Annotated in this window: 15 protein-coding genes and 1 pseudogene; 15 read left to right on the top strand and 1 reads right to left on the bottom strand. The window is 49.9% G+C overall.

From position 1 onward, the window contains the following. Nucleotides 1-66 precede the first annotated feature (66 nt). From KXD89_RS02325 to KXD89_RS02280, 10 genes are all read left to right on the top strand, one after another. The gene (locus KXD89_RS02325; protein WP_001148481.1) at nt 67-1,041 is read left to right on the top strand and encodes an MDR family oxidoreductase; all 975 of its coding nucleotides are present in this window, start codon (nt 67-69) and stop codon (nt 1,039-1,041) included. Nucleotides 1,042-2,018: 977 nt separating this feature from the next. Next, nucleotides 2,019-2,489: an acetyl-CoA carboxylase biotin carboxyl carrier protein gene (gene accB, locus KXD89_RS02320; RefSeq protein WP_000354622.1), complete on the top strand. Its 471-nt coding sequence runs from the start codon at nt 2,019-2,021 to the stop codon at nt 2,487-2,489. A 10-nt stretch (nt 2,490-2,499) separates the two neighbouring features. Then, nucleotides 2,500-3,849 (top strand): acetyl-CoA carboxylase biotin carboxylase subunit, encoded by a 1,350-nt coding sequence (gene accC, locus KXD89_RS02315; RefSeq protein WP_000884639.1) that lies wholly within the window; start codon nt 2,500-2,502, stop codon nt 3,847-3,849. A gap of 108 nt (nt 3,850-3,957) precedes the next feature. Further along, nucleotides 3,958-4,200: a YhdT family protein gene (locus KXD89_RS02310; RefSeq protein WP_000381173.1), complete on the top strand. Its 243-nt coding sequence runs from the start codon at nt 3,958-3,960 to the stop codon at nt 4,198-4,200. Further along, complete coding sequence (gene panF / locus KXD89_RS02305; protein ID WP_001175728.1) at nt 4,190-5,641, top strand: sodium/pantothenate symporter; 1,452 nt, start codon at nt 4,190-4,192, stop codon at nt 5,639-5,641. Before KXD89_RS02310 ends, panF begins: the two co-directional genes overlap by 11 nt. An 11-nt stretch (nt 5,642-5,652) precedes the next feature. Beyond that, nucleotides 5,653-6,534, top strand: coding sequence for a 50S ribosomal protein L11 methyltransferase (prmA, locus tag KXD89_RS02300; protein ID WP_001145827.1), 882 nt, complete (start codon nt 5,653-5,655; stop codon nt 6,532-6,534). 328 nt (nt 6,535-6,862) lie between these two features. Continuing rightward, a complete protein-coding gene (gene dusB / locus KXD89_RS02295; RefSeq protein WP_001219652.1) occupies nt 6,863-7,828 on the top strand; it encodes a tRNA dihydrouridine synthase DusB in 966 nt (321 codons plus the stop codon). 25 nt (nt 7,829-7,853) lie between these two features. Continuing rightward, a complete protein-coding gene (gene fis, locus KXD89_RS02290; protein ID WP_000462905.1) occupies nt 7,854-8,150 on the top strand; it encodes a DNA-binding transcriptional regulator Fis in 297 nt (98 codons plus the stop codon). Between the two features lie 85 nt (nt 8,151-8,235). Then, complete coding sequence (yhdJ, locus tag KXD89_RS02285) at nt 8,236-9,120, top strand: adenine-specific DNA-methyltransferase (RefSeq protein WP_001258895.1); 885 nt, start codon at nt 8,236-8,238, stop codon at nt 9,118-9,120. An 83-nt stretch (nt 9,121-9,203) separates the two neighbouring features. Further along, nucleotides 9,204-9,383: a DUF2556 family protein gene (locus KXD89_RS02280; protein ID WP_001295275.1), complete on the top strand. Its 180-nt coding sequence runs from the start codon at nt 9,204-9,206 to the stop codon at nt 9,381-9,383. A 2-nt stretch (nt 9,384-9,385) separates the two neighbouring features. Here KXD89_RS02280 and acrS read toward each other — a convergent pair whose 3' ends face one another. Then, nucleotides 9,386-10,048 (bottom strand): multidrug efflux transporter transcriptional repressor AcrS, encoded by a 663-nt coding sequence (gene acrS, locus KXD89_RS02275; RefSeq protein ID WP_001129518.1) that lies wholly within the window; start codon nt 10,046-10,048, stop codon nt 9,386-9,388. A gap of 398 nt (nt 10,049-10,446) precedes the next feature. On the opposite strand from acrS, the gene acrE reads away from it, so the two are divergent. From acrE to KXD89_RS02250, 5 genes and pseudogenes are all read left to right on the top strand, one after another. Beyond that, complete coding sequence (acrE, locus tag KXD89_RS02270) at nt 10,447-11,604, top strand: multidrug efflux RND transporter periplasmic adaptor subunit AcrE (RefSeq protein WP_000160334.1); 1,158 nt, start codon at nt 10,447-10,449, stop codon at nt 11,602-11,604. 11 nt (nt 11,605-11,615) lie between these two features. Beyond that, nucleotides 11,616-14,720 (top strand): multidrug efflux RND transporter permease subunit AcrF, encoded by a 3,105-nt coding sequence (gene acrF / locus KXD89_RS02265; protein ID WP_001273238.1) that lies wholly within the window; start codon nt 11,616-11,618, stop codon nt 14,718-14,720. A gap of 252 nt (nt 14,721-14,972) precedes the next feature. Then, the gene (locus tag KXD89_RS02260; RefSeq protein ID WP_000825639.1) at nt 14,973-15,194 is read left to right on the top strand and encodes a membrane protein; all 222 of its coding nucleotides are present in this window, start codon (nt 14,973-14,975) and stop codon (nt 15,192-15,194) included. Between the two features lie 430 nt (nt 15,195-15,624). Beyond that, nucleotides 15,625-16,649: pseudogene (locus tag KXD89_RS02255) on the top strand (amino acid ABC transporter substrate-binding protein). A 67-nt stretch (nt 16,650-16,716) separates the two neighbouring features. Continuing rightward, nucleotides 16,717-17,898: an amino acid ABC transporter permease gene (locus KXD89_RS02250; RefSeq protein WP_000019655.1), complete on the top strand. Its 1,182-nt coding sequence runs from the start codon at nt 16,717-16,719 to the stop codon at nt 17,896-17,898. The last annotated feature ends 1 nt before the right edge of the window (nt 17,899 follow it).

Raw genomic sequence — 17,899 nt, 5'->3', positions numbered from 1 at the left:
TTTTCCATTAGCGAGTATAGTCTTCAGAAATTATTTTCCAATCCATCATGCACATGAGGACCACTTATGCAGGCGTTACTTTTAGAACAGCAGGACGGCAAAACTCTCGCATCAGTACAGACTCTGGACGAAAGTCGCCTGCCGGAGGGCGATGTCACGGTCGATGTTCACTGGTCGAGCCTGAACTATAAAGATGCGCTGGCGATTACCGGTAAGGGAAAAATCATCCGTAATTTTCCGATGATTCCTGGGATCGATTTTGCCGGAACTGTACGCACCAGCGAAGATCCGCGTTTTCATGCCGGTCAGGAGGTGTTACTCACTGGCTGGGGCGTTGGTGAAAACCACTGGGGTGGGCTGGCGGAGCAGGCGCGAGTGAAAGGTGACTGGCTGGTTGCCATGCCGCAAGGGCTGGACGCGCGTAAAGCAATGATTATCGGTACTGCCGGTTTTACCGCCATGCTGTGTGTGATGGCGCTGGAAGATGCCGGTGTTCGCCCGCAGGACGGGGAGATTGTCGTGACGGGTGCCAGTGGTGGCGTCGGCAGTACCGCCGTGGCGCTGCTGCATAAGTTGGGTTATCAGGTCGTTGCCGTTTCCGGTCGCGAAAGTACCCATGAATATCTGAAAAGTTTAGGTGCTAGCCGTGTTCTCCCTCGTGATGAGTTTGCCGAATCCCGTCCTCTGGAAAAACAAGTCTGGGCTGGGGCAATTGACACCGTTGGCGACAAAGTGCTGGCAAAAGTGCTGGCGCAAATGAATTACGGCGGCTGCGTGGCGGCCTGTGGTCTGGCGGGTGGTTTTACTCTGCCAACCACGGTCATGCCATTTATTCTGCGTAATGTCCGTTTGCAAGGGGTGGATTCAGTAATGACGCCACCAGAACGCCGCGCACAAGCCTGGCAGCGACTGGTCGCCGATTTACCGGAATCATTCTATACCCAGGCGGCAAAAGAGATATCTCTGTCAGAGGCACCGAACTTTGCCGAGGCCATCATTAATAACCAGATCCAGGGTCGCACGCTGGTGAAGGTTAACTAACCATTTAGCAGGGAATAATAAGAGAGGGAACTCATTTTGAAATCATTATTCAATCGGTTAACGGGAAAAGCGGTTAGCCGGACAGCTTTCGTCGAACACCTTGGTCAGGAAGTTATACAACATCATCCAAACTGGAAAGTCATGATTTCGACTGACCACAAATTGATGCGCATTGATACTCCACTAAACAGCTATTATTGATACGCCTCCGTCGCCTGTTAGGTTTATGTTGCTTTGCCTGGGCGACGCTACGCTTAGCCCCTTACTTATTTCTGGTACCATGGGGTGAATAATCTGATTTTGTTTGACTACAAATTAATCACTCGAACCTATTTAATGCTGAGCATTGTCAATCGGTTAATTTTGCGTGCTTTAGCATTCACATCTATCCAGACGATGCAGTGAAAATTGGGTAATCCCCAGCAACCGCTGCGTAATGTCGTCTATCTTGTCGCGATCCTGGCATCCCTACATTATTTGTGGTCTGTGAAGATTATCTCATTGCAGCCCCTCATCTTCGCAGGGCTGGCTTTTCAGCTTTTCACCTTACGTTATAAGAAGTTCCGTCGATGATGGCGCTAATTTCGTGAATTGTGCGGCTTGTTGCAAATTACACGGTGTTGAAGGTTATTTACATGTTAGCTGTTGATTATCTTCCCTGATAAGACCAGTATTTAGCTGCCAATTGCTACGAAATCGTTATAATGTGCGACCTCGTCCTCCCTGACGCAGTTTTTGCGCTGCGGAAAAGGTGACATTGGCGCAACGAAGGTATATTTTGTTTTTTGCCGGAGGATAGCAGCAGATCGCTGCACAATGTCCGTCAAGTCTAACATTGACACTCTGGGGCAAAATAGACCGGCGTCCCGGCCTGCTGGAATTTATCGCTATGCATACAGCTGTCGGGGCATACGCTTTACAGACGGCGGTGAAACGCCTGTCACAATCACACTAAACAAAGAGTACGGAACCCACTCATGGATATTCGTAAGATTAAAAAACTGATCGAGCTGGTTGAAGAATCAGGCATCTCCGAACTGGAAATTTCTGAAGGCGAAGAGTCAGTACGCATTAGCCGTGCAGCTCCTGCCGCAAGTTTCCCTGTGATGCAACAAGCTTACGCTGCACCAATGATGCAGCAGCCAGCTCAATCTAACGCAGCCGCTCCGGCGACCGTTCCTTCCATGGAAGCGCCAGCAGCAGCGGAAATCAGTGGTCACATCGTACGTTCCCCGATGGTTGGTACTTTCTACCGCACCCCAAGCCCGGACGCAAAAGCGTTCATCGAAGTGGGTCAGAAAGTCAACGTGGGCGATACCCTGTGCATCGTTGAAGCCATGAAAATGATGAACCAGATCGAAGCGGACAAATCCGGTACCGTGAAAGCAATTCTGGTCGAAAGTGGACAACCGGTAGAATTTGACGAGCCGCTGGTCGTCATCGAGTAACGAGGCGAACATGCTGGATAAAATTGTTATTGCCAACCGCGGCGAGATTGCATTGCGTATTCTTCGTGCCTGTAAAGAACTGGGCATCAAGACTGTCGCTGTGCACTCCAGCGCGGATCGCGATCTAAAACACGTATTACTGGCAGATGAAACGGTCTGTATTGGCCCTGCTCCGTCAGTAAAAAGTTATCTGAACATCCCGGCAATCATCAGCGCCGCTGAAATCACCGGCGCAGTAGCAATCCATCCGGGTTACGGCTTCCTCTCCGAGAACGCCAACTTTGCCGAGCAGGTTGAACGCTCCGGCTTTATCTTCATTGGCCCGAAAGCAGAAACCATTCGCCTGATGGGCGACAAAGTATCCGCAATCGCGGCGATGAAAAAAGCGGGCGTCCCTTGCGTACCGGGTTCTGACGGCCCGCTGGGCGACGATATGGATAAAAACCGTGCCATTGCTAAACGCATTGGTTATCCGGTGATTATCAAAGCCTCCGGCGGCGGCGGCGGTCGCGGTATGCGCGTAGTGCGCGGCGACGCTGAACTGGCACAATCCATCTCCATGACCCGTGCGGAAGCGAAAGCTGCTTTCAGCAACGATATGGTTTACATGGAGAAATACCTGGAAAATCCTCGCCACGTCGAGATTCAGGTACTGGCTGACGGTCAGGGCAACGCTATCTATCTGGCGGAACGTGACTGCTCCATGCAACGCCGCCACCAGAAAGTGGTCGAAGAAGCGCCAGCACCGGGCATTACCCCGGAACTGCGTCGCTACATCGGCGAACGTTGCGCTAAAGCGTGTGTTGATATCGGCTATCGCGGTGCAGGTACTTTCGAGTTCCTGTTCGAAAACGGCGAGTTCTATTTCATCGAAATGAACACCCGTATTCAGGTAGAACACCCGGTTACAGAAATGATCACCGGCGTTGACCTGATCAAAGAACAGCTGCGTATCGCTGCCGGTCAACCGCTGTCGATCAAGCAAGAAGAAGTTCACGTTCGCGGCCATGCGGTGGAATGTCGTATCAACGCCGAAGATCCGAACACCTTCCTGCCAAGTCCGGGCAAAATCACCCGTTTCCACGCACCTGGCGGTTTTGGCGTACGTTGGGAGTCTCATATCTACGCGGGCTACACCGTACCGCCGTACTATGACTCAATGATCGGTAAGCTGATTTGCTACGGTGAAAACCGTGACGTGGCGATTGCCCGCATGAAGAATGCGCTGCAGGAGCTGATCATCGACGGTATCAAAACCAACGTTGATCTGCAGATCCGCATCATGAATGACGAGAACTTCCAGCATGGTGGCACTAACATCCACTATCTGGAGAAAAAACTCGGTCTTCAGGAAAAATAAGACTGCTAAAGCGTCAAAAGGCCGGATTTTCCGGCCTTTTTTATTACTGGGGATCGACAACCCCCATAAGGTACAATCCCCGCTTTCTTCACCCATCAGGGACAAAAAATGGACACTCGTTTTGTTCAGGCCCATAAAGAGGCGCGCTGGGCGCTGGGGCTGACCCTTTTGTATCTGGCAGTTTGGTTAGTAGCCGCTTACTTATCTGGCGTTGCCCCCGGTTTTACCGGCTTTCCGCGCTGGTTTGAGATGGCCTGCATCCTGACGCCGCTGCTGTTTATTGGACTGTGCTGGGCGATGGTGAAATTTATCTATCGCGATATCCCACTGGAGGATGACGATGCAGCTTGAAGTAATTCTACCGCTGGTCGCCTATCTGGTGGTGGTGTTCGGTATCTCGGTTTATGCGATGCGTAAACGGAGCACCGGCACCTTCCTTAATGAGTATTTCCTCGGCAGCCGCTCTATGGGCGGTATTGTGCTGGCGATGACGCTCACCGCGACCTATATCAGTGCCAGTTCGTTTATCGGCGGGCCAGGAGCTGCTTATAAATACGGGCTGGGCTGGGTATTGCTGGCGATGATTCAGCTTCCTGCAGTCTGGCTTTCACTCGGTATTCTCGGCAAGAAGTTTGCGATTCTTGCGCGCCGCTACAATGCAGTGACGCTGAACGATATGCTGTTTGCCCGCTACCAGAGTCGTCTTCTGGTGTGGCTGGCGAGTTTGAGTTTGCTGGTTGCGTTCGTTGGTGCGATGACCGTGCAGTTTATCGGCGGTGCGCGCCTGCTGGAAACCGCGGCGGGTATTCCTTATGAAACCGGGCTGCTGATTTTTGGTATCAGCATTGCGTTATATACCGCCTTTGGTGGCTTTCGCGCCAGCGTGCTGAACGACACCATGCAAGGGCTTGTGATGCTGATTGGCACCGTTGTGCTGCTTATTGGCGTAGTACATGCCGCTGGCGGCTTAAGTAACGCAGTACAGACCTTGCAAACCATCGATCCGCAACTGGTTACGCCACAAGGCGCTGACGATATTCTGTCGCCTGCCTTTATGACGTCGTTCTGGGTACTGGTGTGTTTTGGCGTGATTGGCCTGCCGCATACTGCGGTGCGCTGTATCTCTTATAAAGACAGCAAAGCCGTACATCGGGGGATCATCATCGGTACGATTGTGGTCGCAATTCTGATGTTCGGTATGCACCTGGCCGGAGCGTTAGGTCGGGCGGTGATCCCCGATCTCACCGTACCGGACCTGGTGATCCCAACGTTAATGGTAAAAGTGCTGCCACCGTTTGCTGCCGGGATCTTCCTGGCTGCACCGATGGCTGCGATCATGTCGACAATTAACGCCCAACTGCTGCAAAGTTCCGCTACGATCATTAAAGATCTCTATCTGAATATCCGTCCGGATCAAATGCAAAACGAGACGCGTCTGAAGCGGATGTCGGCGGTAATTACGTTAGTTCTCGGCGCGTTGCTGCTGCTTGCCGCCTGGAAGCCGCCAGAAATGATCATCTGGCTGAATTTGTTGGCCTTCGGTGGGCTGGAAGCCGTTTTCCTGTGGCCGCTGGTGCTGGGTCTTTACTGGGAACGCGCCAACGCCAAAGGCGCGCTAAGTGCGATGATCGTTGGCGGCGTGCTGTATGCCGTACTCGCGACGCTGAATATTCAGTACCTGGGCTTCCACCCTATCGTGCCCTCGTTACTACTAAGTTTGCTGGCTTTCCTGGTCGGAAACCGTTTCGGTACATCCGTCCCGCAAGCTACCGTTTTGACTACTGATAAATAAAGAGTTTTGCCATGCCTTGGATCCAACTGAAACTGAACACCACCGGCGCGAACGCGGAAGATCTTAGCGATGCGCTGATGGAAGCGGGTGCCGTTTCTATCACTTTTCAGGATACCCACGATACGCCAGTATTTGAACCGCTGCCGGGCGAAACGCGCCTGTGGGGCGACACCGATGTGATTGGTCTGTTCGACGCTGAAACCGATATGAACGACGTGGTGGCGATTCTGGAAAACCATCCGCTGCTCGGCGCAGGCTTCGCGCATAAAATCGAACAACTAGAAGATAAAGACTGGGAGCGCGAATGGATGGATAATTTCCACCCGATGCGCTTTGGTGAACGACTGTGGATCTGCCCTAGCTGGCGTGATGTGCCGGACGAAAACGCCGTCAACGTGATGTTAGATCCAGGGCTGGCGTTTGGTACGGGTACCCATCCAACCACCTCTCTGTGCCTGCAATGGCTCGACAGCCTCGATTTAACCGGTAAAACAGTCATCGACTTTGGCTGTGGTTCCGGCATTCTGGCGATCGCGGCGCTGAAACTGGGTGCAGCAAAAGCCATTGGTATTGATATCGATCCGCAGGCGATTCAGGCCAGCCGCGATAACGCCGAACGTAATGGCGTTTCTGACCGTCTGGAACTCTACTTACCGAAAGATCAGCCAGAAGAAATGAAAGCCGACGTGGTGGTCGCTAACATCCTTGCAGGCCCATTACGTGAACTGGCACCGTTAATCAGCGTCCTGCCGGTTTCAGGCGGTTTGCTGGGCCTTTCCGGTATTCTGGCAAGCCAGGCAGAGAGCGTTTGTGAAGCTTATGCCGATAGCTTCGCACTGGACCCGGTCGTGGAAAAAGAAGAGTGGTGCCGTATTACCGGTCGTAAGAATTAACCTTCGCATCGCCGTAGGGTGACGCGGGGCGAAGTGCGAGCAAGCTCACAAAAGGCACGTAAATTTGCCGATTATTTACGCAAATTTGCGTGCCAAAATTTTCATTCATAAAGAAAAATTGAGAACTTACTCAAATTTCTTTGAGTGTAAATTTTAGTCACTATTTTCTAATATGATGATTTTTATGAGTAATTATCGCACCACGCTCATTTTAAATGCAATTCTTTGATCCATCTCAGAGGATTGGTCAAAGTTTGGCCTTTCATCTCGTGCAAAAAATGCGTAATATACGCCGCCTTGCAGTCACAGTATGGTCATTTCTTAACTCATGCGCATCGGACAATATCAGCTCAGAAATCGCCTGATCGCAGCGCCCATGGCTGGCATTACAGACAGACCTTTTCGGACGTTGTGCTACGAGATGGGAGCCGGATTGACAGTATCCGAGATGATGTCTTCTAACCCACAGGTTTGGGAAAGCGACAAATCTCGTTTACGGATGGTGCACATTGATGAACCCGGTATTCGCACCGTGCAAATTGCTGGTAGCGATCCGAAAGAAATGGCAGATGCAGCACGTATTAACGTGGAAAGCGGTGCCCAGATTATTGATATCAATATGGGTTGCCCGGCTAAAAAAGTGAATCGCAAGCTCGCAGGTTCAGCCCTCTTGCAGTACCCGGATGTCGTTAAATCGATCCTTACCGAGGTCGTCAATGCAGTGGACGTTCCTGTTACCCTGAAGATTCGCACCGGCTGGGCACCGGAACACCGTAACTGCGAAGAGATTGCCCAACTGGCTGAAGACTGTGGCATTCAGGCTCTGACCATTCATGGCCGTACACGCGCCTGTTTGTTCAATGGAGAAGCTGAGTACGACAGTATTCGGGCAGTTAAGCAGAAAGTTTCCATTCCGGTTATCGCGAATGGCGACATTACTGACCCGCTTAAAGCCAGAGCTGTGCTCGACTATACAGGGGCGGATGCCCTGATGATAGGCCGCGCAGCTCAGGGAAGACCCTGGATCTTTCGGGAAATCCAGCATTATCTGGACACTGGGGAGTTGCTGCCCCCGCTGCCTTTGGCAGAGGTTAAGCGCTTGCTTTGCGCGCACGTTCGGGAACTGCATGACTTTTATGGTCCGGCAAAAGGGTACCGAATTGCACGTAAACACGTTTCCTGGTATCTCCAGGAACACGCTCCAAATGACCAGTTTCGGCGCACATTCAACGCCATTGAGGATGCCAGCGAACAGCTGGAGGCGTTGGAGGCATACTTCGAAAATTTTGCGTAAACAGAAATAAAGAGCTGACAGAACTATGTTCGAACAACGCGTAAATTCTGACGTACTGACCGTTTCTACCGTTAACTCTCAGGATCAGGTAACCCAAAAACCCCTGCGTGACTCGGTTAAACAGGCACTGAAGAACTATTTTGCTCAACTGAATGGTCAGGATGTGAATGACCTCTATGAGCTGGTACTGGCTGAAGTAGAACAGCCCCTGTTGGACATGGTGATGCAATACACCCGTGGTAACCAGACCCGTGCTGCGCTGATGATGGGCATCAACCGTGGTACGCTGCGTAAAAAATTGAAAAAATACGGCATGAACTAATTCAGGTTAGCTAAATGCTTGATTAAAAAGGCGCTACTCGGCATGGGGAAGCGCCTTTTTTATAGGTGTCACAAAGGGAGTGACCATGAGAACAGGATGTGAACCGACCCGGTTTGGTAATGAAGCTAAGACCATTATTCACGGTGATGCGCTTGCCGAACTTAAAAAGATCCCCGCCGAAAGTGTCGATCTGATCTTTGCCGACCCACCATATAACATCGGTAAAAATTTTGATGGTCTGATCGAAGCCTGGAAAGAAGATCTGTTTATCGACTGGCTGTTTGAAGTGATTGCAGAGTGCCACCGCGTTCTGAAAAAGCAGGGCAGCATGTACATCATGAACAGTACGGAAAACATGCCCTTTATCGATCTCCAGTGCCGCAAGCTTTTTACCATCAAAAGTCGCATCGTCTGGTCATATGACAGTTCTGGAGTGCAGGCGAAAAAACACTACGGCTCCATGTACGAACCCATCCTGATGATGGTGAAAGACGCAAAGAACTACACATTCAACGGTGATGCTATTCTGGTAGAAGCCAAAACCGGATCGCAGCGCGCGTTGATCGATTATCGCAAAAATCCTCCACAGCCTTACAATCATCAAAAAGTACCGGGTAACGTTTGGGATTTTCCGCGCGTGCGTTATTTGATGGATGAATATGAAAACCACCCGACGCAAAAACCGGAAGCCTTACTGAAACGCATTATTCTCGCCTCTTCCAACCCAGGCGATATCGTTCTCGACCCGTTTGCTGGTAGCTTTACTACCGGTGCCGTAGCCATCGCCAGCGGACGAAAATTCATTGGTATTGAGATCAACAGCGAGTACATCAAAATGGGGCTTCGACGGCTGGATGTCGCGTCGCATTACTCTGCGGAAGAACTGGCGAAAGTGAAAAAAAGAAAGACCGGCAACCTGTCAAAACGAAGCCGGTTAAGCGAAGTTGACCCCGATCTCATTACAAAGTAAAGGATGTGTAAGCCTGGTTTTCAGATTATTCATTTCGTGTATATTTCCTGCCAGACTTGGTTAAACATGCACAGGCTCAGGTAATGATTCGCAAGTATTGGTGGCTCGTCGTTTTCGCTGTCTTCGTTTTTCTGTTTGATACTTTACTGATGCAGTGGATTGAACTGCTGGCAACAGAAACAGACAAATGCCGCAATATGAACTCAGTTAATCCACTAAAACTGGTTAACTGTGACGAACTGAATTTTCAGGACAGAATGTGAATTTACATGACACTTAATTCATTCGTTTGATGAATTAATTTCGTTATGTTTTCATCTGGCATGAACATTCTTAATACGTTATCGACCAGAGCGGGGGCTTGTTTATAAAGATCATAACCCGCCATATTCATTAACCAGTTTTGAACAATTCCGCTGAAGGCACCATCAATAATAATCATCACAACATCTAAATCGAGGTTATTTGCTACACAACCTTGTTGCTGACACGCCTGCAATACTTCGCGGAGAGTCTGCGGATTAAAGCCCATCTTTTCGCGTATCACTCCCTCGGCCAGCATCTCATCATTAAATTCACATTTGTGATATAAGATTTTCAGCAACGCCTGCTGGCGGGGAATTTTGGCAATATATTGCAAGCCGACAATCAATTTTTCACGCAATTGTTGAAACGGGTCATGCTCTAATCCAGCCGTCAAGTGTTCCTGGATTAACTCCCGCAATGAAGGCTGTTGCAACCACATCTCATTAAACAGTTGAGTCTTGTTTTCGAAGTGCCAGTAGATAGCGCCACGCGTAACGTTAGCGGCGTCGGCAATGTCGTTGAGCGTCGTCTTGCTTACGCCATGCTGCGCAAACTGGGCGATGGCAGTTTCAATCAGTTCTTGCCGGGTCTTCAGAGCTTCGGCTTTGGTTCTTTTTGCCATGATTAATTATTCAGGAAATAAATATATTCGACACAGAGTGAGAAAATAGCGAAGGTTAATCTATCACCTAATGTGTATTTATACGAGAGGCTAATATTGAGTTGCTATAAATCGTTAAATAAATAATATATATTATTTACCTAAGATACATTCACTACATCAATATATATTTCAATTTACGAGGTTTTAATTCTGCCTCTTTCAACCCGCGTCAAAATAAAACAGTAGAATATTAATCTTTTTTTGTGTTTATGTGCCTTGAGATGCCTGTATTCATAACTATTCCTTACATCGACGAATGATAATTTGTAGGATAGCGAACTGTATTTTTCTTTCTGCGAGTTAACGCGTTGCCTTTTTGGGTAAATAACGCGCTTTTGGTTTTTTGAGGAATAGTAATGACGAAACATGCCAGGTTTTTCCTCCTGCCCTCCTTTATTCTGATCTCCGCGGCTTTAATCGCCGGTTGTAACGATAAGGGAGAAGAGAAAGCTCACGTCGGTGAACCGCAGGTTACCGTTCATATTGTAAAAACGGCCCCGTTAGAAGTTAAGACTGAATTACCAGGCCGCACCAATGCTTATCGTATAGCCGAAGTTCGCCCACAGGTTAGCGGGATCGTACTGAATCGCAATTTCACTGAAGGCAGCGATGTGCAAGCAGGCCAGTCCCTGTACCAGATCGATCCCGCGACCTATCAGGCAAATTATGACAGCGCGAAAGGCGAACTGGCGAAAAGTGAAGCCGCCGCCGCCATCGCGCATTTGACGGTAAAACGTTACGTTCCGCTCGTGGGTACGAAATACATCAGCCAGCAGGAGTACGACCAGGCCATTGCTGATGCTCGTCAGGCCGATGCCGCCGTGATTGCCGCAAAAGCCACAGTCGAAAGCGCTCGCATCAATCTTGCTTATACCAAAGTCACTGCGCCAATTAGCGGACGTATCGGCAAATCGACTGTGACCGAAGGCGCTCTTGTCACTAATGGGCAAACGACTGAACTGGCGACTGTCCAGCAGCTCGATCCTATCTACGTTGATGTGACCCAATCCAGCAACGATTTTATGAGGCTGAAGCAATCCGTAGAGCAAGGAAATTTGCATAAGGAAAACGCCACCAGCAACGTAGAGTTGGTCATGGAAAACGGTCAAACCTATCCCCTGAAAGGTACGCTGCAATTCTCCGATGTGACCGTTGATGAAAGCACCGGCTCCATAACCCTACGTGCTGTCTTCCCTAACCCGCAACATACGCTTTTGCCGGGTATGTTTGTGCGTGCACGGATTGATGAAGGCGTCCAACCTGACGCCATTCTTATCCCGCAACAAGGCGTTAGCCGCACACCGCGTGGTGATGCAACCGTGCTGATTGTTAACGATAAAAGTCAGGTTGAAGCGCGCCCTGTCGTTGCCAGTCAGGCGATTGGCGATAAATGGTTGATTAGTGAAGGACTGAAATCTGGCGATCAAGTCATTGTCAGCGGCCTGCAAAAAGCGCGTCCGGGAGAGCAGGTTAAAGCCACTACCGATACCCCCGCAGATACTGCATCGAAGTAAGGTAATCTGACATGGCAAACTTTTTTATTCGACGACCGATATTTGCATGGGTGCTGGCCATTATTCTGATGATGGCGGGCGCACTGGCGATCCTACAATTGCCCGTCGCTCAGTATCCAACAATTGCACCGCCTGCGGTTTCTGTTTCAGCAAACTATCCGGGCGCTGATGCGCAGACCGTGCAGGATACGGTGACGCAGGTTATCGAACAGAATATGAACGGTATCGATAACCTGATGTATATGTCCTCCACCAGCGATTCCGCCGGTAGCGTGACAATTACCCTTACCTTCCAGTCCGGGACCGATCCTGATATCGCGCAAGTGCAGGTGCAGAACAAACTCCAGCTCGCCACGCCGTTGCTGCCGCAGGAGGTTCAGCAGCAGGGGATCAGTGTTGAAAAGTCCAGTAGCAGCTATTTGATGGTGGCGGGCTTTGTCTCTGATAACCCAGGCACCACACAGGACGATATCTCGGACTATGTGGCCTCTAACGTTAAAGATACGCTTAGCCGTCTGAATGGCGTCGGTGACGTACAGCTTTTCGGCGCACAGTATGCGATGCGTATCTGGCTGGATGCCGATCTGCTAAACAAATATAAACTGACACCGGTTGATGTGATTAACCAGTTGAAGGTACAGAACGATCAGATCGCTGCCGGACAGTTGGGCGGAACGCCAGCGTTACCAGGGCAACAATTGAACGCCTCGATTATTGCTCAGACGCGGTTTAAAAATCCGGAAGAATTCGGCAAAGTGACCCTGCGCGTAAACAGTGACGGCTCGGTGGTACGCCTGAAAGATGTCGCACGGGTTGAACTTGGCGGTGAAAACTATAACGTTATCGCTCGTATCAACGGAAAACCGGCGGCGGGCCTGGGGATTAAGCTGGCAACCGGCGCGAATGCTCTCGATACCGCGAAAGCCATTAAGGCAAAACTGGCGGAATTACAGCCATTCTTCCCGCAGGGAATGAAGGTTCTCTACCCTTATGACACCACGCCATTCGTCCAGCTTTCTATTCACGAAGTGGTAAAAACGCTGTTCGAAGCCATTATGCTGGTGTTCCTGGTGATGTATCTGTTCTTGCAGAATATGCGAGCAACGCTGATCCCCACCATTGCGGTACCCGTGGTGTTGTTAGGGACGTTTGCCATCCTCGCCGCTTTTGGTTACTCCATCAACACACTAACGATGTTCGGGATGGTGCTTGCCATCGGGCTGCTCGTCGATGATGCGATAGTGGTGGTGGAGAACGTCGAGCGCGTGATGATGGAGGATAAGCTCCCGCCAAAAGAAGCGACGGAAAAATCGATGTCGCAAATTCAGGGCGCACTGGTGGGTATCGCGATGGTGCTGTCAGCGGTATTTATTCCGATGGCATTCTTCGGCGGTTCTACTGGGGCAATTTATCGCCAGTTCTCTATCACCATCGTTTCGGCAATGGCGCTTTCTGTTCTGGTGGCATTGATTCTTACCCCTGCGTTATGTGCAACGCTGCTTAAACCCGTCTCTGCTGAGCATCACGAAAATAAGGGCGGTTTCTTCGGTTGGTTTAATACCACCTTCGATCATAGCGTTAACCACTACACCAACAGCGTCGGCAAAATCCTCGGATCCACAGGACGATATTTACTGATCTATGCGCTGATTGTTGCAGGAATGGTGGTGTTGTTTTTACGTCTTCCGTCTTCCTTCTTACCTGAAGAGGATCAGGGTGTCTTTCTGACCATGATTCAGTTACCCGCTGGCGCGACGCAAGAGCGGACGCAAAAAGTGTTGGATCAAGTTACGGATTACTATCTGAAGAACGAGAAAGCGAACGTTGAAAGTGTCTTTACGGTTAACGGCTTTAGCTTCAGCGGCCAGGCACAAAACGCCGGTATGGCCTTCGTCAGTCTGAAACCGTGGGAAGAGCGTAATGGTGACGAAAACAGTGCGGAAGCGGTAATCCATCGTGCCAAAATGGAATTGGGCAAGATCCGCGACGGTTTTGTCATTCCATTCAATATGCCAGCCATTGTTGAACTGGGCACGGCAACGGGTTTCGACTTTGAGTTAATTGATCAGGCTGGGCTGGGTCACGATGCCCTAACCCAGGCCCGTAACCAGTTGCTTGGTATGGCGGCGCAACATCCTGCCAGCTTAGTCAGCGTGCGCCCTAATGGCCTGGAAGACACCGCGCAGTTTAAACTGGAAGTTGACCAGGAAAAGGCGCAGGCATTAGGTGTTTCACTTTCTGACATCAATCAGACCATTTCAACGGCGCTGGGTGGGACTTACGTTAACGACTTCATCGACCGTGGCCGCGTGAAAAAGTTGTATGTTCAGGCGGATGCCAAATTCCGTATGCTGCCAGAAGATGTCGATAAACTTTATGTCCGCAGCGCCAACGGCGAAATGGTGCCATTCTCGGCCTTTACCACTTCACATTGGGTGTATGGCTCTCCGCGACTGGAACGCTACAACGGTCTGCCGTCAATGGAGATTCAGGGGGAAGCCGCGCCAGGAACCAGTTCCGGCGATGCCATGGCGTTGATGGAAAACCTTGCGTCAAAATTACCTGCGGGCATTGGTTATGACTGGACGGGTATGTCGTATCAGGAACGCTTATCGGGAAACCAGGCTCCCGCTCTGGTAGCAATTTCCTTTGTGGTTGTTTTCCTGTGCCTTGCTGCACTCTATGAAAGCTGGTCAATTCCTGTCTCGGTTATGTTGGTAGTGCCGTTAGGGATTGTCGGCGTGCTGCTGGCGGCGACACTCTTTAATCAAAAAAATGACGTCTACTTTATGGTGGGCTTGCTAACGACAATTGGCTTGTCGGCCAAAAACGCTATTTTGATCGTTGAGTTCGCTAAAGATCTCATGGAGAAAGAGGGTAAAGGTGTTGTTGAAGCGACACTGATGGCAGTACGTATGCGTCTGCGTCCTATCCTGATGACCTCTCTCGCCTTTATTCTCGGCGTATTACCGCTAGCTATCAGTAACGGTGCCGGCAGTGGCGCGCAGAACGCTGTGGGTATCGGGGTAATGGGAGGAATGGTCTCTGCAACGTTGCTGGCAATCTTCTTCGTACCGGTGTTCTTTGTGGTGATCCGCCGTTGCTTTAAAGGATAAATCAGAAACATAAAGGCGCTTTCGGGTGCCTTTATTATTTCCAGTGAAACCCATAAAAATTAATAAGATATTCTTCTGCTCACTCTTTAAAAGCTTTCTATAGTTCCCGCTCCCTTCACTATTTTTACAATTCACATAATTTGTCATTATTCATTCCGCAAGATTTATAACCTCCGGTGATAAAATGGCATTCAGCTCGTTAATAAGAGAGTTAACTTATTAAGCGTTAGCGTTTATTACTGAGGTAACACCATGAAAAGATTAATTCCTGTGGCATTGCTCACCGCATTGCTGGCGGGCTGTGCTCACGATTCGCCCTGCGTTCCGGTTTATGACGATCAGGGTCGTCTGGTTCACACCAATACCTGTATGAAAGGCACGACTCAGGATAACTGGGAAACGGCTGGGGCTATTGCCGGCGGGGCAGCTGCTGTTGCTGGCCTGACGATGGGGATCATCGCTCTATCGAAATAACTGAACAGGGCGCGGAGTTCCGCGCTCTTTTTAACGATACAGTATCTCTCCATAAGATAAAATATTGCTATATTCTGCTGGGTAATTCCCTGCTGATTTAGCATGTTACATCGCGTTATTTCGCTGCTTTCGAAATAACGCATCAATTTAATTTTCACACTTCCCACCAGAAATATACTCACGCTAACAATCATTATTCTGCTTAGTAAAACACGCGTAAATATTTTGCGCCAAAATGTGGCGCATGTTTCATTTTCGCACCATTGCGGGGCGCTGTTTTTATTATTTCCTGTCTACACTCAGCTTATTGCGACGCGAAATCGTGCGCAAAAGCTGGCACTACTTTTGCTTATAAGAGGATGGCCACAGACAGGTAAAAGACGTTTCCCAAACGTCCTATAACGATAATTTTCGCCTCACAGGAAGCATTATGAAAAAGATGATGATAGCCACACTGGCTGCCGCCAGCGTGCTGCTTGCCGTTGCAAATCAGGCGCTGCTGGCGCGACGCTTGATGCCGTTCAGAAAAAAGGTTTTGTGCAATGCGGGATCAGTGATGGATTACCTGGGTTCTCTTATGCCGATGCTGACGGTAAGTTTTCAGGTATTGATGTTGATATTTGTCGTGGTGTTGCCGCTGCTGTATTTGGTGACGACACGAAAGTGAAATATACCCCGCTCACTGCAAAAGAACGCTTCACCGCTTTACAGTCAGGGGAGGTGGATTTGCTCTCCCGTAATACGACCTGGACTTCATCTCGCGATGCCGGGATGGGAATGGCATTTACCGGCGTCACTTATTACGACGGCATTGGCTTCCTGACGCACGATAAAGCGGGGCTAAAAAGCGCGAAAGAACTGGATGGCGCTACCGTCTGTATTCAGGCGGGTACTGATACCGAACTCAACGTCGCCGACTACTTCAAGGCAAACAATATGAAGTACACACCGGTGACTTTCGATCGCTCTGACGAATCAGCGAAGGCACTGGAATCTGGTCGCTGCGATACGCTGGCCTCGGATCAATCACAACTGTATGCCCTGCGCATCAAATTAAGCAACCCAGCTGAATGGATTGTCTTACCGGAAGTTATCTCAAAAGAACCGCTTGGTCCGGTAGTTCGTCGTGGCGATGATGAATGGTTCTCGATTGTACGCTGGACGCTTTTCGCCATGCTGAATGCTGAAGAGATGGGCATCAATTCCCAGAACGTCGATGAAAAAGCGGCTAATCCAGCAACGCCTGATATGGCACATCTGCTGGGTAAAGAAGGCGATTACGGCAAGGATCTGAAGCTGGATAATAAATGGGCCTATAACATCATCAAACAGGTGGGTAACTACTCGGAAATTTTTGAGCGTAACGTAGGTTCAGAAAGCCCGCTGAAAATTAAACGTGGGCAAAATAATCTCTGGAATAACGGCGGTATTCAGTACGCACCGCCCGTGCGTTAAGTCGGTGTGAGGTAACGAGCGTCGCTACGGCGGCGCTCTCTTCAGCGTTATGCTTTCCGAGGTTTCTATGTCTCATCGCCGCTCAACCGTTAAAGGCTCACTCTCTTTTGCCAACCCTACGGTTCGCGCCTGGTTATTCCAGATCCTTGCCGTTGTTGCTGTTGTCGGCATTGTTGGTTGGTTATTTCACAACACTGTAACGAATCTCAATAATCGTGGCATTACTTCAGGTTTTGCCTTTCTGGATCGCGGCGCTGGCTTCGGTATTGTCCAGCATTTGATCGATTACCAGCAGGGCGACACCTACGGACGCGTTTTTATTGTCGGCTTACTCAATACGCTACTGGTTTCTGCATTGTGTATTGTGTTCGCTTCTGTTTTGGGCTTCTTTATCGGTCTGGCGAGACTTTCGGATAACTGGCTGCTACGAAAGCTTTCCACAATTTATATTGAGATCTTCCGTAATATTCCCCCGCTGCTGCAAATCTTCTTCTGGTACTTTGCCGTGTTGCGCAATTTGCCCGGACCACGCCAGGCTGTGAGCGCGTTTGATCTGGCCTTTTTGAGCAATCGTGGGCTTTATATTCCGTCACCGCAGCTGGGAGACGGATTTATTGCGTTTATCCTGGCTGTTGTTATGGCTATAGTCCTTTCTGTTGGGCTATTCCGCTTTAATAAAACATACCAGATAAAGACCGGACAACTGCGCCGCACCTGGCCGATCGCCGCAGTGTTGATCATTGGTTTGCCTTTACTGGCGCAATGGCTTTTTGGCGCAGCACTACACTGGGATGTCCCAGCCCTACGAGGCTTTAACTTCCGCGGCGGGATGGTTTTAATTCCTGAACTGGCAGCCTTAACGCTGGCACTTTCGGTTTATACATCTGCATTTATCGCCGAGATTATCCGCGCTGGGATCCAGGCAGTGCCTTATGGTCAACATGAAGCGGCTCGGTCACTGGGATTACCCAACCCGGTTACGCTACGCCAGGTCATTATTCCCCAGGCATTGCGGGTGATTATTCCACCGTTAACCAGCCAGTATCTCAACATCGTCAAAAACTCCTCTCTTGCCGCCGCTATTGGCTATCCCGATATGGTTTCGCTGTTTGCCGGCACCGTGCTGAATCAGACGGGGCAAGCCATCGAGACGATAGCCATGACCATGTCGGTCTATCTGATTATCAGCCTGACTATCTCGCTGCTGATGAATATCTATAACCGCCGCATCGCGATCGTTGAACGCTAAG

Origin of the sequence: Escherichia sp. TC-EC600-tetX4 (assembly GCF_019356055.1) — a bacterium.
GTDB lineage: Bacteria > Pseudomonadota > Gammaproteobacteria > Enterobacterales > Enterobacteriaceae.
Note: the sequence above shows the minus strand (reverse complement) of the source record. Positions and strands in the feature narration are given on the sequence as shown.

Coding starts and splice junctions, on each gene's coding strand:
- prmA (WP_001145827.1), top strand. CDS start 5,653: ATGCCTTGGATCCAACTGAAACTGAACACCACCGGCGCGAACGCGGAA.
- dusB (WP_001219652.1), top strand. CDS start 6,863: ATGCGCATCGGACAATATCAGCTCAGAAATCGCCTGATCGCAGCGCCC.
- yhdJ (WP_001258895.1), top strand. CDS start 8,236: ATGAGAACAGGATGTGAACCGACCCGGTTTGGTAATGAAGCTAAGACC.
- KXD89_RS02250 (WP_000019655.1), top strand. CDS start 16,717: ATGTCTCATCGCCGCTCAACCGTTAAAGGCTCACTCTCTTTTGCCAAC.
- KXD89_RS02310 (WP_000381173.1), top strand. CDS start 3,958: ATGGACACTCGTTTTGTTCAGGCCCATAAAGAGGCGCGCTGGGCGCTG.
- accB (WP_000354622.1), top strand. CDS start 2,019: ATGGATATTCGTAAGATTAAAAAACTGATCGAGCTGGTTGAAGAATCA.
- accC (WP_000884639.1), top strand. CDS start 2,500: ATGCTGGATAAAATTGTTATTGCCAACCGCGGCGAGATTGCATTGCGT.
- acrE (WP_000160334.1), top strand. CDS start 10,447: ATGACGAAACATGCCAGGTTTTTCCTCCTGCCCTCCTTTATTCTGATC.
- panF (WP_001175728.1), top strand. CDS start 4,190: ATGCAGCTTGAAGTAATTCTACCGCTGGTCGCCTATCTGGTGGTGGTG.
- KXD89_RS02260 (WP_000825639.1), top strand. CDS start 14,973: ATGAAAAGATTAATTCCTGTGGCATTGCTCACCGCATTGCTGGCGGGC.
- KXD89_RS02280 (WP_001295275.1), top strand. CDS start 9,204: ATGATTCGCAAGTATTGGTGGCTCGTCGTTTTCGCTGTCTTCGTTTTT.
- acrS (WP_001129518.1), bottom strand. CDS start 10,048: ATGGCAAAAAGAACCAAAGCCGAAGCTCTGAAGACCCGGCAAGAACTG.
- acrF (WP_001273238.1), top strand. CDS start 11,616: ATGGCAAACTTTTTTATTCGACGACCGATATTTGCATGGGTGCTGGCC.
- fis (WP_000462905.1), top strand. CDS start 7,854: ATGTTCGAACAACGCGTAAATTCTGACGTACTGACCGTTTCTACCGTT.
- KXD89_RS02325 (WP_001148481.1), top strand. CDS start 67: ATGCAGGCGTTACTTTTAGAACAGCAGGACGGCAAAACTCTCGCATCA.